The sequence below is a fragment of the Streptococcus parasanguinis genome (assembly GCF_019929185.1).
Taxonomy (GTDB): domain Bacteria; phylum Bacillota; class Bacilli; order Lactobacillales; family Streptococcaceae; genus Streptococcus; species Streptococcus parasanguinis_O.
In genome coordinates this window covers 188,424-205,206 of record NZ_JAHZPC010000003.1, presented here as the reverse complement: position 1 = coordinate 205,206, position 16,783 = coordinate 188,424, and the positions used below count along the sequence as shown (strand labels likewise).

General features: G+C 43.7%; 11 protein-coding genes. 10 read left to right on the top strand and 1 reads right to left on the bottom strand.

What is annotated here, in order from left to right:
* Nucleotides 1-78: 78 nt before the first annotated feature.
* Entirely contained in the window at nt 79-2,154 is a 2,076-nt protein-coding gene (locus K1I56_RS03600) for a GH92 family glycosyl hydrolase (RefSeq protein WP_201037084.1), read from the bottom strand.
* Between the two features lie 215 nt (nt 2,155-2,369).
* Between K1I56_RS03600 and K1I56_RS03595 the strand changes: the two genes are divergently transcribed.
* The 10 genes from K1I56_RS03595 to K1I56_RS03550 all read left to right on the top strand — a co-directional run bounded on the left by K1I56_RS03595 (nt 2,370) and on the right by K1I56_RS03550 (nt 16,778).
* The gene (locus K1I56_RS03595; protein WP_201037082.1) at nt 2,370-3,650 is read left to right on the top strand and encodes a glycoside hydrolase family 125 protein; all 1,281 of its coding nucleotides are present in this window, start codon (nt 2,370-2,372) and stop codon (nt 3,648-3,650) included.
* A 240-nt stretch (nt 3,651-3,890) separates the two neighbouring features.
* Entirely contained in the window at nt 3,891-6,536 is a 2,646-nt protein-coding gene (locus K1I56_RS03590) for an alpha-mannosidase (RefSeq protein ID WP_223325278.1), read from the top strand.
* An 89-nt stretch (nt 6,537-6,625) separates the two neighbouring features.
* Nucleotides 6,626-7,495 (top strand): ROK family protein, encoded by an 870-nt coding sequence (locus K1I56_RS03585; RefSeq protein ID WP_155199238.1) that lies wholly within the window; start codon nt 6,626-6,628, stop codon nt 7,493-7,495.
* Nucleotides 7,489-9,369 (top strand): beta-N-acetylhexosaminidase, encoded by a 1,881-nt coding sequence (locus K1I56_RS03580; protein WP_223325277.1) that lies wholly within the window; start codon nt 7,489-7,491, stop codon nt 9,367-9,369. Before K1I56_RS03585 ends, K1I56_RS03580 begins: the two co-directional genes overlap by 7 nt.
* 225 nt (nt 9,370-9,594) lie before the next feature.
* Nucleotides 9,595-10,524: an ABC transporter permease gene (locus K1I56_RS03575; protein WP_223325276.1), complete on the top strand. Its 930-nt coding sequence runs from the start codon at nt 9,595-9,597 to the stop codon at nt 10,522-10,524.
* 13 nt (nt 10,525-10,537) lie between these two features.
* Nucleotides 10,538-11,470: a carbohydrate ABC transporter permease gene (locus K1I56_RS03570; RefSeq protein WP_223325275.1), complete on the top strand. Its 933-nt coding sequence runs from the start codon at nt 10,538-10,540 to the stop codon at nt 11,468-11,470.
* 79 nt (nt 11,471-11,549) lie between these two features.
* Nucleotides 11,550-13,031 (top strand): ABC transporter substrate-binding protein, encoded by a 1,482-nt coding sequence (locus K1I56_RS03565; RefSeq protein WP_223325274.1) that lies wholly within the window; start codon nt 11,550-11,552, stop codon nt 13,029-13,031.
* Between the two features lie 171 nt (nt 13,032-13,202).
* The gene (locus K1I56_RS03560) at nt 13,203-13,814 is read left to right on the top strand and encodes a YesL family protein (RefSeq protein WP_061604265.1); all 612 of its coding nucleotides are present in this window, start codon (nt 13,203-13,205) and stop codon (nt 13,812-13,814) included.
* 2 nt (nt 13,815-13,816) lie between these two features.
* On the top strand, nt 13,817-15,463 hold the full coding sequence (locus K1I56_RS03555) for a sensor histidine kinase (protein ID WP_223325273.1): 1,647 nt from the start codon (nt 13,817-13,819) through the stop codon (nt 15,461-15,463).
* A gap of 10 nt (nt 15,464-15,473) precedes the next feature.
* Nucleotides 15,474-16,778 (top strand): response regulator transcription factor, encoded by a 1,305-nt coding sequence (locus K1I56_RS03550; protein WP_223325272.1) that lies wholly within the window; start codon nt 15,474-15,476, stop codon nt 16,776-16,778.
* Nucleotides 16,779-16,783: the final 5 nt, after the last annotated feature.

Sequence of the window (16,783 nt, the reverse complement as noted above, 5' to 3'; positions counted from 1 at the left end):
GCCCTACTCAACTGTGCGGAGGTGGGACGACGAAATCGAATTCTAACGAATTACCGATTTCTGTCCCACTCTCTTTTCTTATGCATGTGGGGGGAGCCAAGAAAGCTCAAACTGGAGCAATTGGGCTTCAAGGAGATCTTGATGGGAAACCTCTTGTTTCTCTTTGCCATCTAATAGGGCTTTTTGGATGAAATAGGCGCCTGCAGTGTGTGAGTTGGCGCAAATTTTGAGCTCTTGCTTGGGAAGATGGAGAAGGACTTCTTTAAAGAGAGGGAGGCCCAGATCATAGATTGGTTTTCCTGGACAGGTTGGATAGAGTCCAAGGGCTGACCAGATGTACCAAGCAGATAGGCTACCATTGTCCTCATCACCTGGATAGGCTTGGAAATCTTGATGAAAAGCTTGGGAACGGATCTGGTGGATCAGGAGATTAGTGTATTCGGGATGAAGACTGTAACGGAAGAGGTAGGGAATGTGAAAGCTGGGTTGATTGGAGATGGCGATCTGCCCAAATGGGACTTGGGCCATTTCACTCATTTCGTGGATTTCATAGCCATATCCTCTTACATCAAATTGAGGTTTTTGATTGGCCAGATCCAGCAGTCGTTGGGTGAAGGCTTTTTTACCGCCCATTAGCTCTATCAGACCGGAGAGGTCGTGTAAGGCTCCAAAAGTAGCCTGGGTGGCAGAGCATTCTGCATAATCTCCTCCCCAGCTGATAGGAGAGAAGGGTTCTTTAAAGTTTCCATTGGTGGATCGTGCTCTCATAAAGCCTGTTTGGGCATCATACAATGTTCGGTAGGAGAGGCTGGAAGCAGCATACCGAGTGGCTGTTTCTGTCTGACCCAATTGCTTGGCAACGGTAGCAATGCAAAAATCACTATAGGCATAATCTAGGCTATGGCTCACACTTTCGTGAAAATCATCGGGGAGGTAGCCAAGGGCCGTGTAGCTTTCATTGCCATGGCGACCAAAATGTTGAGTGGGATCTGTTTTTTGAGCCGTCTGGAGCATAGCTGTGAGCATGTTTTCATGTAGGTCTGGTGCGATCCCTTTAGTGACAGCATCCGCAAAGACGCCATCGATGAGGGTGCCTGGCATCATCCCTCGTTCATCTGGGGCCAACCATTTTGGTAGAAAACCAGTATCCTGGTAAGTGTTTAAAAATCCTTCGAGAAAGTGACGGTAATAATCGGGGTAGACAAGGCTAAAGAGAGGAAAAGAGGTCCGAAAGAGGTCCCAAAATCCGATATTGGTATAAGCTTTTCCTGGTTTGATTTCATTATGAGTGACATCCAGGTGCCAGTCATTTTCCTCGGTATCTGTTTCATAAAAGGTTTGAGGGAAAAGGAGGAGTCGGTAAAGGCAATGATCGAAAAAGGCTTGGTCACGCCCTCCGGCATCTTTTACTTCAATTCGTTTTAGCAGCTGATTCCATTGATCGGCTGCCTCTTTTTTAGCTTCCTCTAGGGAAAGGTGGGGAAGATGGCTGTGAGCCATGTCTTGAGACAGATAAGAAGTTCCTAATTGGACGGTCACTTCCTTGCTAGCAAAGGTGAGAAAAAGATCTTGATCGATGTGAGTGACGTTCTCAATCGGCTGGCTAAATTGCCACTGGAGATAGAAAGAGTAGGAAGTATCTGCGGTATGGGCCTGATCCAGAATGTGGAAGTGGCAGGTTTGGTCTGTCAGAGTCAAGTCCTCTAGTTCCTTTGCTGCATGAAAGCAGAGTGTCAGTTTTTCTGGTGCTCGAAAGCGCATGACAGCCCCGTAGCGGCTTGGAACCAGCTCACTGTGAATCTGATAACGTTCCGAAAAAATACGGAGGTAGTGGGGCTGGAAAATAGCTTCTTTCATCGAATAACTGCTTTGGCGACGGAAGAGGTCGGAACTTGCAATTTCCCCCGTGATGGGCGTGATGAGGCACCAAGTGTAGTCTCCTATCCAAGGACTAGGCTGGTGGGTGAGGCGAAATCCCTGAAAAATAGGGAGATTGGGGTTGAAAAACCAAGCCCCTTGTTCGTGTGTCGTCTGAGGAAGGAAGTAGTTCATCCCAAAAGGGACTCCTGTATAAGGGAGGGTGTTTCCGTGGGAATAGTGAGGATGATTATCGCTTCCCCAACGGGTATCGATGGTCTGGCAATGTGTGCGCATCTTGTCTCCTTTTTCTTCATCAACCTTAAATGATCTGTGTTTTTCTTGGAACACGCGGTGGTATTTCCTTCATTGTATCAAAGTGTTGTCAAATATGATAGCGTTTTTATCAAATGGAAAATTTTGTAGAAAAAGGGCTATAGTTTGCGTATGTATTTCCCATTTGAAATCTTTTATACTGAATAGGAAAGAATCGATACGTGTGAGGAAAATAAATGACCTATTCAAAAGAAATTGTGCGAGAATGGTTGGATCAAGTGGCTGAGCGAGCTAAGGAGTACCCTGAGTGGGTGGATGTCTTTGAACGTTGCTATACAGACACTTTGGATAATACAGTTGAAATTTTAGAAGACGGTTCAACCTTTGTGTTAACAGGGGACATCCCAGCTATGTGGTTGCGTGACTCAACGGCTCAATTGAGACCCTATCTTCATGTGGCTAAACGAGATCCTCGTTTACGTCAAACCATTGCTGGTTTGGTCAAACGCCAGATGACCTTGATCCTCAAGGATCCCTATGCTAACTCTTTTAATATTGAGGAGAACTGGAAAGGCCACCACGAGACCGACCATACCGATTTGAATGGCTGGATTTGGGAGCGCAAGTATGAAGTGGATTCGCTTTGCTATCCCTTGCAACTGGCTTATCTCCTGTGGAAGGAAACAGGTGAGACTAGCCAATTTGATGAAACCTTTGTCACTGCGACCAAGGAAATCCTTCATCTCTGGACAGTGGAACAAGACCACAAGAATTCCCCTTATCGCTTTGTTCGGGATACAGATCGTAAGGAAGACACGCTGGTGAATGACGGCTTTGGGCCAGATTTCGCTGTGACAGGGATGACCTGGTCAGCCTTCCGTCCAAGTGATGACTGCTGTCAGTATAGCTACTTAATCCCGTCCAATATGTTTGCAGTGGTTGTCTTGGGTTATGTGCAAGAAATCTTCGCAGCATTGAATCTAGCCGATAGTGACAGCATCATTGCAGATGCCAAACGCTTGCAAGCGGAGATTCAAGAAGGAATCGAAAACTACGCCTACACGACTAACAGCAAGGGCGAGAAAATCTATGCCTTTGAGGTAGACGGTTTGGGAAATGCTAGCATCATGGATGATCCGAACGTACCAAGTTTGTTGGCTGCTCCCTATCTGGGCTACTGCGAGATTGACGACGAAGTTTACCAAGCCACTCGTCGGACTATTTTGAGCCCTGAAAATCCTTACTTCTATGAAGGGAAGTACGCAAGTGGACTCGGAAGTTCTCATACCTTTTATCGCTATATCTGGCCGATTGCTTTATCCATTCAAGGATTGACAACAAATGATAAAGCTGAGAAAAAACTCTTGCTGGACCAGTTGGTTGCTTGCGATGGAGGCACGGGCGTCATGCACGAAAGTTTCCACGTGGATGATCCAACCAAATATTCGCGTGAATGGTTCTCTTGGGCCAACATGATGTTCTGTGAATTAGTCTTGGATTACTTGGATATTCGCTAATACTCTTTGAAAATCTCTTCAAACCACGTCAGCTTCGCCTTGCCGTATATATGTTACTGACTTCGTCAGTTCTATCTACAACCTCAAAGCAGTGCTTTGAGCAACCTGCGGCTAGCTTCCTAGTTTGCTCTTTGATTTTCATTGAGTATAAGGAGCACGCTTTAGCTTCACTGATTCTTGTTAGAATCACAAGTTTATATTTAAAACATTAAAAATTTAAGTTAGAATGAGGTTTTACTCATGGAAAATGTTGTTGTACATATCATCTCTCACAGCCACTGGGATCGTGAGTGGTATCTACCTTTTGAAAACCACCGCATGCAATTGGTGGAACTGTTTGACAATCTGTTTGATCTTTTTGAAAATGATCCTGAATTCAAAAGCTTCCACTTGGATGGGCAAACCATTGTCCTTGATGACTATTTAGAAATTCGCCCTGAAAATCGCGACAAGGTGCAGCGTTATATCGACGAAGGCAAGCTCAAGATTGGTCCTTTCTATATCTTGCAGGATGATTACTTGATTTCCAGTGAAGCCAATGTTCGCAATACCTTGATTGGACAAGCAGAATGTGCCAAATGGGGCAAATCTACTCAAATTGGTTACTTCCCAGATACCTTTGGAAATATGGGGCAGGCTCCTCAAATCCTTCAAAAATCAGGGATTCACGTAGCGGCCTTTGGGCGTGGGGTCAAACCAATCGGATTTGACAACCAAGTTCTTGGAGATGAGCAATTTACCTCTCAATTTTCTGAAATGTACTGGCAAGGGGCGGATGGGAGTCGTGTACTCGGTATTCTTTTTGCCAACTGGTACAGTAACGGGAACGAAATTCCAGTGGATAAAGATGAAGCTTTGGCTTTCTGGAAACAAAAATTGGCAGATGTTCGTGACTATGCCTCAACCAACCAATGGTTGATGATGAACGGCTGTGACCACCAACCGGTTCAACGAAACTTGAGTGAAGCCATTCGCGTAGCTAACGAACTTTTCCCTGACGTGACATTTATTCATAGCTCCTTTGATGAATATGTCCAAGCAGTGGAAAGTGCACTTCCTGAACAATTATCAACAGTTACAGGTGAGTTGACCAGTCAGGAAACCGATGGTTGGTACACACTGGCAAATACGTCTTCTTCTCGGATTTATCTCAAGCAAGCCTTCCAAGAAAACAGCAACTTGCTCGAGCAAGTGGTGGAACCTTTGACCATCATCACTGGTGGACATCACCACAAGGATCAGTTGACCTATGCCTGGAAGACGCTCTTACAAAATGCGCCACACGATAGTATTTGTGGATGTAGCGTGGATGATGTTCACCGCGAAATGGAAGTTCGTTTTGCCAAGGTCAACCAAGTCGGAAACTTTGTCAAAACCAACCTTTTAAACGAATGGAAGGGCAAACTAGCAACTCAAAAAGCCCAGAGTGAGCATCTCTTTACGGTCATCAATACAGGCTTGCATGATAAGGTGGATACCGTCAGCACGATCGTCGATGTAGCGGTTTGTCCATTTAAGGAGTTGCATCCGACAGAAGGCTTCAAGAAAATGGCCGCTTTGACCTTGCCAGGCTATCATGTAGAAGATTTAGACGGTCATCTTGTAGAAGCAGAGATTGAAGACTTGGGAGCAAGCTTTGGCTATACCTTGCCTAAGGATAAATTCCGCCAACCCTATATTGCACGTCAAGTGCGCGTGACGGTTCCGGTTCATTTGGCAGCCTTGTCTTGGACGACCTTCCAGCTCTTAGAAGGTAAAGCACCTCATCATGATGGTCTGTTCCAAAATGGGGTGATCGATACACCATTTGTAACCCTTAGTATCGATGAAGGTTTGACCCTTTATGATAAAACGACCAATGAGGCTTATGAGGATTTCCTTCGCTTCGAAGACCGCGGTGATATCGGAAATGAATATATCTACTTCCAACCAAAAGGGACAGAGCCGATCTATGCGGACTTAACAGCTTATGAGGTCTTGGAAAACAATGCTCGCTATGCCAAAATCTTGCTCAAGCATGACTTGACCATTCCAGTCAGCGCAGATGAACAATTGGATGCGGAGCAAAGAGGCATTATCGAGTTTATGAACCGCCAGGCAAGACGCTCAGAAGAGCTGACAACTATTTCTCTTGAAACTGAGATGACCGTCTTTGTGGATGATCCGCAAATTCGCTTTAAAACTCGCTTTACCAATACTGCTAAAGACCACCGTATCCGCCTCTTGGTGAAAACTCATAACACTCGTCCAAGCAACGACTCGGAAAGCATTTATGAGGTGGTCACACGGCCAAATAAACCGGCTGCTTCTTGGGAAAATCCTGAAAATCCCCAACACCAGCAAGCTTTCGTCAGCTTGTATGATGATGTTAAAGGAGTAACAGTAACCAACAAAGGATTACACGAATATGAAATCCTTGGAGACGATACGATAGCTGTAACACTTCTCCGGGCTTCTGGTGAACTTGGTGACTGGGGCTATTTCCCAACACCAGAAGCACAATGCTTGCGGGCCTTTGAGGTGGAATATGCAGTGGAATGCCACCAAGCTCAGGATCGTTTTTCAGCTTTCCGTCGTGCCAAAGCCTTCCAGGTACCATTTACAGCTCTTCAAGTTGCAAAACAAGAGGGAAGCGTTGTAGCAACGGGTAGCCTCTTTAACCATCCGGCACTGAACTTGCCACAAGTCTGCCCAACAGCCTTTAAAGTTGCTGAAAATGAAGAAGGCTACGTCCTTCGTTACTACAACATGAGTCAAGAAAATGTCCGTGTGTCTGACAAACAACAAACCATTCTTGACTTGTTGGAACGCCCATATCCAGTCCATTCAGGACTATTAGCACCACAAGAAATTCGTACAGAATGGATTAAAAAAGAAGAAGTATAGCTGGTTGCAGCTGAAGAAACAATAAAAGGAAAGGAGGAGCGAAAAAGTAAGAACCAACTGCTGATTCGCTCCTTTTGCAGGTGAAAGCAATGACCATTGCGACCATTGATATCGGAGGGACTGGCATTAAGTTTGCTAGTCTAACTCCTGATGGAAAGATTTTAGATAAGACCAGCACCCCAACTCCAGAAACTCTAGAAGATTTATTGGCTTGGTTAGACCAACGCTTGTCAGAACAGGACTATCGTGGGATTGCCATGAGTGTGCCAGGTGCAGTCAATCAAGAAACCGGGGTGATTGAGGGGATCAGTGCCATTCCTTACATCCATGGTTTTTCATGGTATGAAGCGCTTGCTCATCACCAACTCCCTGTCCATCTAGAAAATGATGCCAACTGTGTTGGACTTAGTGAACTGCTGGCTCATCCTGAGATTGAAAATGCAGCCTGTGTTGTCATTGGCACAGGGATTGGTGGGGCTATGATTATCAATGGTAAGCTTCACCGTGGCCGCCATGGTTTGGGTGGTGAGTTTGGCTACATGACAACCATCGAACCAGCAGAAAAACTTAACAACTGGTCGCAACTAGCTTCTACAGGGAACATGGTTCGCTATGTCATCGAAAAATCTGGTCAAACCGATTGGGATGGCCGCAAGGTGTACCAAGAGGCTGCAGCCGGCAATAGCCTTTGCCAAGAAGCCATTGAGCGGATGAATCGTAATCTAGCTCAAGGACTACTCAATATTCAGTACCTGATCGACCCTGATGTCATTAGCCTAGGTGGTTCTATTAGCCAAAATCCTGAGTTTATCAAAGGGGTGCAAAAAGCAGTAGACGCTTTTGTGGAAAAATATGAAGAATATACAATTGCGCCAGTGATCCAAGCATGCACCTATCAGGCAGATGCCAATCTCTACGGTGCCCTTGTCAACTGGTTACAGGAGGAAAACCAATGGTAAGTTTTACAGGACTTAGTCCCAAACAAGCCCAAGCTATCGAAGCATTAAAACATCACATTTCTCTACCAGATGTAGAAGTGGCAGTCACTCAGTCTGACCAAGCTTCTATTTCTATCAAGGGTGAGGGCGGAAGCTATCAATTGACTTATCGCAAACCTCACCAACTCTATCGCGCCTTGTCTGTTCTCGCAACAGATTTGGTAGAAGGTGATAAGGTAGAGATTGAAGAACAAGCGGCTTATGAAGATTTAGCCTACATGGCGGACTGTTCGCGAAATGCAGTTCTAAATGTTGCATCAGCCAAGCAGATGATTGAAGTCTTGGCTCTGATGGGTTATTCAACCTTTGAGCTCTACATGGAAGACACCTATCAGATTGAAGGGCAACCTTATTTTGGTTATTTCCGCGGGGCTTATTCAGCTGAAGAATTACAGGAAATTGAAGCCTACGCCCAGCAGTTTGACATGACCTTTGTACCATGTATCCAGACCTTGGCCCACTTGTCAGCTTTTGTCAAGTGGGGTGTCAAAGAAGTCCAGCAACTCCGCGATGTAGAGGACATTCTCCTTATCGGTGAAGAAAAAGTTTATGACCTGATTGACGGCATGTTTGCGACTTTGTCTAAGCTCCAAACACGCAAGGTCAATATCGGCATGGACGAAGCCCACTTGGTTGGTTTGGGACGCTATCTCATCTTAAATGGTGTTGTGGACCGTAGCCTCCTCATGTGTCAACATTTGGAGCGTGTGCTGGATATTGCAGACAAGTATGGTTTCCACTGCCAGATGTGGAGCGATATGTTCTTCAAAATCATGTCAGCAGATGGCCAGTACGACCGTGATGTCGAAATTCCAGAAGAAACTCGTGTTTATCTTGACCGTCTCAAAGACCGTGTGACCTTGGTTTACTGGGATTATTATCAGGATAGCGAAGAAAAATACAACCGTAACTTCGGTAATCACCACAAGATTAGCCAGGATATTGCCTTTGCAGGTGGTGCTTGGAAGTGGATTGGTTTCACACCACACAACCATTTCAGTCGTCTCATCGCTGTCGAAGCTAACAAAGCCTGCCGTGCTAATCAGATCAAGGAAGTCATTGTGACGGGTTGGGGAGATAATGGTGGTGAAACAGCTCAGTTCTCTATTCTGCCAAGTCTACAAATCTGGGCAGAACTCAGCTATCGAAATGATTTAGAGCGTTTATCTGCTCACTTCAAGACCAATACAGGTTTATCGGTTGAGGACTTTATGCAGCTTGATCTTGCAAACCTCTTACCAGATCTACCAGGAAATCTAAGTGGTATCAATCCCAACCGCTATGTCTTTTATCAGGATGTTCTTTGCCCAATTCTTGATAAGCACATGACTCCTGAACAGGACAAGCCTCACTTTGCCCAGGCAGCTGAGACTCTTTCTGACATTAAAGAAAAAGCTGGAGCCTATGCTTATCTTTTTGAAACTCAAGCCCAGTTGAATGCTATTTTAAGTGGCAAGGTTGATGTGGGACGACGCATTCGTCAAGCCTATCAAACAGGTGATAAAGAGAGCTTGCAACAAATTGCTAGGGAAGAATTACCAAAATTAAGAAGCCAGATTGAAACCTTTAACAAGCTCTTTAGCCAGCAATGGTTGAAAGAAAACAAGGTCTTTGGTTTGGATACAGTGGACATCCGTATGGGTGGGCTTTTGCAACGGATCAAGCGCGCAGAAAGCCGTATGGAGGACTATCTAGCTGGTTCCATCTCACGTATCGATGAACTAGAAGTAGAGATTTTGCCATTCAACGATTTCTACGCAGACAAGGATTTCGCAGCAACAACAGCTAACCAGTGGCATACCATTGCGACCGCCTCAACTATTTATACAACGTAAAAAATGCCAAGTTGGATGACAGATGTCTTATCCATGGTGGATAGGAGTAGAAGAGGAGCTGTGTTTACAATCGCCCTTTTCTACTCCTATTTTAAAGCTATGTCATAAATTTGTAGAATTTTTTCTATAATTAGGAGTTTGAAAATAGAAAATGGCTATCTTATAATAAGTATTGTAAACGCTACCAAAGCAAAAACACGCTCAAGGCTCAAAGGGGGGAGTTAAATGAAAAAGTTTGTAAGGACTCTGAGAGAAAATTTCATTTTTCTTTTAATGGTCTTACCTGGTGCAGCGTGGTTAATCTTATTCTTCTATATTCCGGTTTTTGGGAATATCGTAGCATTTAAGGACTATCATATTACAGGAGAAGGCTTCATCGACAGTGTCATGAAGAGTAAATGGGTTGGTTTTGACAACTTCAAGTTCCTCTTTAGTTCCAAAGATGCCTACATTATTACAAGAAATACGGTCTTGTACAACTTAGGATTTATCTTCTTAGGATTGATTGTTTCCGTTGGGATCGCCATCATCTTTAGTGAGTTGAGATCAAAAAGAGTGGTCAAGGTGCTTCAAACCTCCATGCTCTTCCCATACTTCCTATCATGGGTTATCATCAGCTTCTTCACCGATGCCTTCCTGAACGTGGACAAAGGATTGGTCAACCACATCTTAACTTCACTTGGCATGAAGGCCATCAATTTCTATTCAGAATTGTGGATCTGGCCAGCGCTTCTCCTCTTCTTAGGAATTTGGAAAGGCTTTGGTTATAGTAGTGTCATGTACTATGCAACTATCATGGGAATTGACCCAACATACTATGAAGCAGCGACCGTGGATGGTGCGTCTAAGTGGCAACGCATTCGCAACATCACCATTCCTCAGTTGTCTTCCTTGATTACGGTCTTGACTATTCTTGCAGTCGGAAATATCTTCCGCGCAGACTTCGGTCTCTTCTACCAAATCCCGCATAATGCTGGTGCGCTCTATAGTGTGACCAATGTTATTGATGTTTATGTCTACAACGGTTTGACCAAGTCAGGGGATATCGGGATGACAGCAGCAGCCGGTCTTTACCAATCGGTTGTCGGACTGATCCTTGTCTTGATCTCCAATATCTTTGCTCGCCGCATTGATAAGAATTCCGCTCTCTTCTAGAAAGGAGGATCGTATGAAAAAATCAACCATTCAAAAAGAAAAAATTGATAATGTCGGGATCCATTCTTTCAGTAAGAAGAGCAACTTCTTCTTTACCTTGTTGTTGACCTTAGTCGGATTGACCTGTGTACTTCCCTTCATCTTCGTTGTCATGATCTCTTTGACAGACGAACAAAGTTTGGCAGTCCATGGATTCCAATTCTGGCCAGCAAAATTTGGATTTGATGGTTACCTTTTCTTGGTACAGTTCAAAGAAAAAATCTTGCAAGCCCTCTTCATTACCTTGTTTGTGACTATTGTGGGAACAGCATGTAATGTCTTTATCACAACAACCTATGCTTATGCTATCTCACGGAGTACCTTTAAATACCGCAAGTTCTTTACTGTATTTTCACTCCTTAGTATGCTCTTTAGTGCAGGGTTGGTACCGGGCTATATTGTTACCACTCAACTCTTGCAATTGGGTGATACCATCGGGGCTTTGATCATCCCAATGTTGCTTAGCCCATTCAACATCATCTTGATGCGGACTTTCTTTAAACGGACCATTCCAGAAGCCATTCTTGAATCTGCTCGTATCGATGGAGCAAGTGAAACACGGATTTTCTTCCAAATTTGCTTGCCACTCTCTTTACCAGGGATTGCGACTATTAGTCTCTTCACCGCTTTAGGATTCTGGAACGACTGGTTCAACGCCCTTCTCTATATTAAGAGTGACAACCTTTACCCATTGCAATACCTCTTGATGCAAATCCAAAACAATATGGATTACATCGCTAAAAATGTCGGGGTATCCGGCCAATTGGCAGGAGCTGTACAATCCATCCCACGGGAAACAGGACGTATGGCCATGGTGGTTGTGGCAACAGTGCCAATTGCCATTCTCTATCCATTCTTCCAACGCTACTTTGTAAAAGGCTTGACCATCGGTGGTGTGAAAGAATAACATCGTTCATTGAAAATCAACAGGATTTTCAACTCATAACTTAGTCTAAAAAGAAAATAACATAAAGGAGATTTTTCTTATGAAAAATTGGAAAAAATACGCGTTAGCATCTGCTAGTGTCATTGCTCTTGGAGCTACTCTTGCTGCTTGTGGAAGCCTTACAGGTAACAACAAGAAATCAGCAACAACTGAAGACGGTAAACCAATCATCAAGATGTACCAAATCGGTGACAAACCAGATAACTTGGATACCTTGTTAGAAAATGCCAACAAGATCATTGAAAAGAAAGTTGGCGCAAAATTGGATATCCAATATCTTGGTTGGGGTGACTACGCACAAAAAATGAACGTTATCATCTCATCTGGTGAAAACTATGATATTGCCTTTGCCAACAACTACGTTATCAATGCTCAAAAAGGTGCCTATGCTGACTTGACAGAATTGTACAAGAAAGAAGGGAAAGACCTTTACAAAGCACTTGACCCAGCATACATCAAAGGGAACACTGTAAATGGCAAGATCTATGCTGTTCCAGTAGCAGCCAACGTTGCATCTTCTCAAAACTTTGCCTTCAACGGACCACTTGTTGAAAAATATGGTATCGACATCTCAAACGTCAAAGACTATGCTTCTCTTGAACCAGTCTTGAAAGCCATTAAAGAAAAAGATCCAAACGTTGTTCCATTTGCCATGAACAAGAGCTACGGTGGACCTTCAGATGACTTCGACTATGTGGCTGTTGATGGACTTCCATTCGTTGTTGACTTGAAAGGTGACACTACGAAGATCGTTGACCGTTACACAATCCCTCGTTATGTAGAAAACTTGAAGACTCTTCACAAATACTACGAAGCAGGATACATTCCAAAAGACGTAGCAACAAGCGATACTGGTTATGACCTTTCTCAAGATACTTGGTTGGTTCGTGAAGAAACAGTAGGACCAGCTGACTACGGTAACAGCTTGCTTACTCGTGTAGCAAACCGTAAGATCGACATCAAACCATTTACTGAACTTTACAAGAAGAACAACACCACTCAAGTAGCTAACTTTGTTATCTCAAACAACTCTAAGAACAAAGAAAAAGCAATGGAAGTGTTGAACCTTTTGAACACTAATCCAGAACTCTTGAACGGCCTTGTTTATGGACCAGAAGGCAAGAACTGGGAAAAAGTTGAAGGTAAAGAAAACCGTGTGAAAGTCTTGGATGGCTACAACGGAAACACTCACATGTCTGGATGGAACACTGGTAACAACTGGATTCTTTACATCAACGAAAACGTAACAGATGAACAAATTGCACAATCTAAGAAAGACTTGGAAACTGCAAAAGAATCTCCAGCACTTGGCTTCATCTTTAACACAGATAAAGTGAAATCAGAAATCACAGCTCTTACAAATACTTTGAACCAATTCGCAGGTGCTATCAATACTGGTACTGTGGATCCTGAAGTAGAAGTTCCTAAGATGCTTGAAAAATTGAAATCAGAAGGTGCTTACCAAAAAGTGCTTGATGAAATGCAAAAACAATACGACGAATACCTTGCTTCTAAAAAATAAGAAATAGGTAGTGTGAAAAGGCTTTGGAGGAATCTCCAGAGCCTTTTTAAGTTTTTATGAAAATGAATCCTGGAAATGAAAATCAATATTTCAATTCACTAATGCAAATATGAGGAAAGCGTTTTATTTTTATGATATAATAGAATAACTAATTGGGAAAGAGGCTGAATGATGGGAAAAATCATCGAGTTCATTTTTACGAGAGTCTATGTTGCCATGCTGGTAACAGGGATTTTTTGGGTCTTGACGATCTGTGGGGGCATTCTTCTAGGAGTAGGACCAGCCAGTGCCACTATCATGAGCCTCTATGCGGAAAATGGCATGACCTACAAAGACTACCATTGGTCACGCGCTTGGGAACTCTTCAAAGAAAATCTGGTTCCGGCTAATCAAGTCTTTTACACCTTCTTTGCCATTGAAGGAATCCTCCTCTATGGCATGTACCTCATGGTCCAGATTCCTCACTTAAATTTCTTCCAAATTTTGGTTCTCCTGTTTAATCTAGTTTTCCTCTTGGTTGCGCCTCTAGCTTACGCCGTTTATTTGAAATTGCAAGTGCATTTTGCTCTCTCTTATGCCAACAGTATCAAGCTCAGTTTGATCGGAATGTTGCTGGACATTCGTCCAGTTCTTAAGCTCATCCTTGGAACAGCACTACTTGGTGTCATTAGCTACTATATGCCAGCCCTTCTCTTTTTTGTCTTGATCGGCGTCTGGCATTTCTTTGTCAATGATATCTTTGACCCTGTTTATCAAAATATCCACGAAAAATTGGTATCCTAACGATGAAAAAAATCTGGTTAAGTACGCTTTTAAAATTCTACGCCTATGTCATGGTGGTCATTTTGACCATTATGGGTCTCGTCGTAGCGGGGATCTCTTGGAAAAACCAGCAAGCTGAAGCCGATCGGATTGCCCAACGGGTCTTGACTGAAGTCGTGACGGATCTCGAGACCTCTTATCAGCGGGTCACACAAGAAGGGCGTAGTCTCGTTGAAAACCCTGCAAAGTTAGAAGGGGTTTATCGCTATTTTACCTTGTCACCATCGGAGTATGAGACTTGGCGATTGAATGCCCAGTTCCCTTCTTATATCCAATTGTCCCTACATAAGAATATTGACAGTCTCTATTTGAGCAATAAAAACATCGAGGGCATCGATGTCACCTTGTCGGATTACAAGACAGTATTTGTCTCTACCCGGCAATCGAAGGGGGGGAAGCAAGTTTCAGCGGACCATTACAAGGCTCCTGCGACAGCCATTCCGGTTCCTTTGACAGATCCGACTACGGGTGCTGGAGTTGGGATTGCTTATATGACTCTGGACCAGGAAATTTTGACGGCAGCGATTGACAATGCTAGAGGAGATCTACCGGTTGCTGTGCGGATCTTCACGTCCTTTGGGAAAGAAATGTACCATGAAGGGGATAAGGAGCAAGCAAAAGATGTTAAATGGCAAACCCGTAGCACGATCTATGGCTACAAGGTGGATGTAGCTGTTTCTGAAAGTTATCTAGTCAAAAAGGGTCTAGCTAACCTGACCACTTTTCTCTCCATTGCTTTCCTAATTTTCTTGATCCTGTACTTGTTATTACGGCAGATTTTCAAAAATTACCGGCGTCAAGTCCTCGATTTGGTCGATACCATGAATCAGATCAGTCAAGGCGATAGTGAACGTCGGATTGATACTTCGACCAAGGACCAAGAACTTTTGGTCATTGGTAATATGATCAATACCATGTTAGACAATATGGACAAGAACATTCGGGATATCTACCAGTTGCAGCTCAGCCAAAAAGATGCCAATATGCGGGCCTTACAAGCCCAGATCAATCCCCATTTCATGTACAATACACTGGAATTTATCCGGATGTATGCCGTCATGCAAGAGCAGGATGAATTGGGCGATATTATCTATGAGTTTAGTAGTCTCTTGCGCAATAATATCTCAGACGAGCGAGTGACGACGGTTGAAAATGAGCTCGAATTTTGTCGCAAATACAGCTACCTCTGCATGGTACGTTATCCCAAATCGATTGCCTATGGCTTTAAGATCGATCCAGGTTTGGAAAAAATGAAGATTCCAAAATTCACCATCCAGCCTTTAGTCGAGAACTATTTTGCGCATGGAGTGGACCATAAACGCAAGGACAATGTAATCAGTGTCAAGGTCTTGCAAGGAGAAGGGCAGGTCATCATCTTGATCACTGATAATGGGCGCGGGATGAAAGAAGAACAGCTAGAAAGCATTCAAGAGATGCTAGCCAATCGCAATCCACGCTCAGAAATCGAAGAAAAGAGTGGTCGGCAGTCCATCGGAATTGTCAATGTCCATGAACGCATGTTGCTCTATTTTGGAGATCGCTACCATATCCAAGTCTTCTCCCAATCTAACCATGGAGTGACCTATACGATAACCATTCAAGATGAATAAAGGAGACAGAATGTACAAAGTCTTATTAGTAGACGATGAGTATATGATTACAGAAGGGTTAAAAAAATTAATCCCCTTTGACCACTGGAATATGGAGGTGGTCGCAACTGCAGAAGATGCAGACCAGGCCCTTGATTATGTGCGAGAGCATCCGGTAGATGTGGTGATCACGGATGTCAATATGCCAGGGAAAACTGGACTTCAGATGATTGCTGAAATGAAGGATTTGATTCCAGATGCTGCCTATATCATTATGTCAGGCTATCAGGATTTTGAATACGTCAAGACAGCTCTCAATTTGCGCGTGGCAGACTACCTGCTCAAACCTGTCAATAAGGTGGAGATGGGCAATATCCTAGAAAAAATTCAGCATAAAATCCAGCAACCAAGCCAAGAGTTGGCCGACCGTTTGATTCACGATGATATCTCTGAGGAAGAGTTTTGTCGCTATATCGCAGGTCGGAACTCATTGTGGATTGGAGTCGCTAAGGAGAAAAAAGGCTTTATCAGCTCGTCTTATCAAGTTCTTGGGCAAAATCTTCAACTCTTTATCTCGGATCAAGAAGAAGAAGCCATGATTCAGAAGGTCTTCGAGCCTCCGTATAAGGAGCGCTTTCATCAATTTAAGGACCTAGTAGAGCGGAGCCTCTTTTATGGGGCGACCCCTCTCAATCAAGATGAAGAAGTCTTCCATTACTACGAGCCGGCCTATCGGGTGATCATGCAAGGAAATATCCAACAGATCTTAGAAGAACTGGACTGGTTAGAAAAAATGATCCTTGAGAAGACCCCTAAGGTCTCACTGACCAAGCAGCTCTTTATCCAATTTTTGATGGATGTCTTTCATTTGTTTGAATACCTGCAAGGTGATAATTTAGCTGATGTAGTCAAGAAAGTCCAAGAAACTGCCACTTTTAGCGAGATGATTGGCTTTATCCAGGAAGAGTTGTCCCGTTTCTTATCCCACTATCGGATGAATGAAAATGTAGCGAGTGTCCTCCAAGTGATTAGCCGTGATTACCAAAAAGAGCTGTCACTCAAGGACATCAGTCAGGGTCTCTTTATCAATCCAGTCTATTTAGGCCAATTGATTAAACGAGAAACCAATGCGACTTTCGCAGAACTCCTCAACAAACAGCGGATCAAGGCTGCCCAGCAGCTCCTCTTATCGACCAATGATAGTATTGAAGATATCTGCTACAAGGTCGGTTACAGTAATGTTGGCTATTTCTACAAAGTTTTCCGCAAACTCTGTGGCAAATCGCCTAAAACCTATCGCTTACAAGTCATGACAGAGCATACAGAAGATGAGTAAAAGGC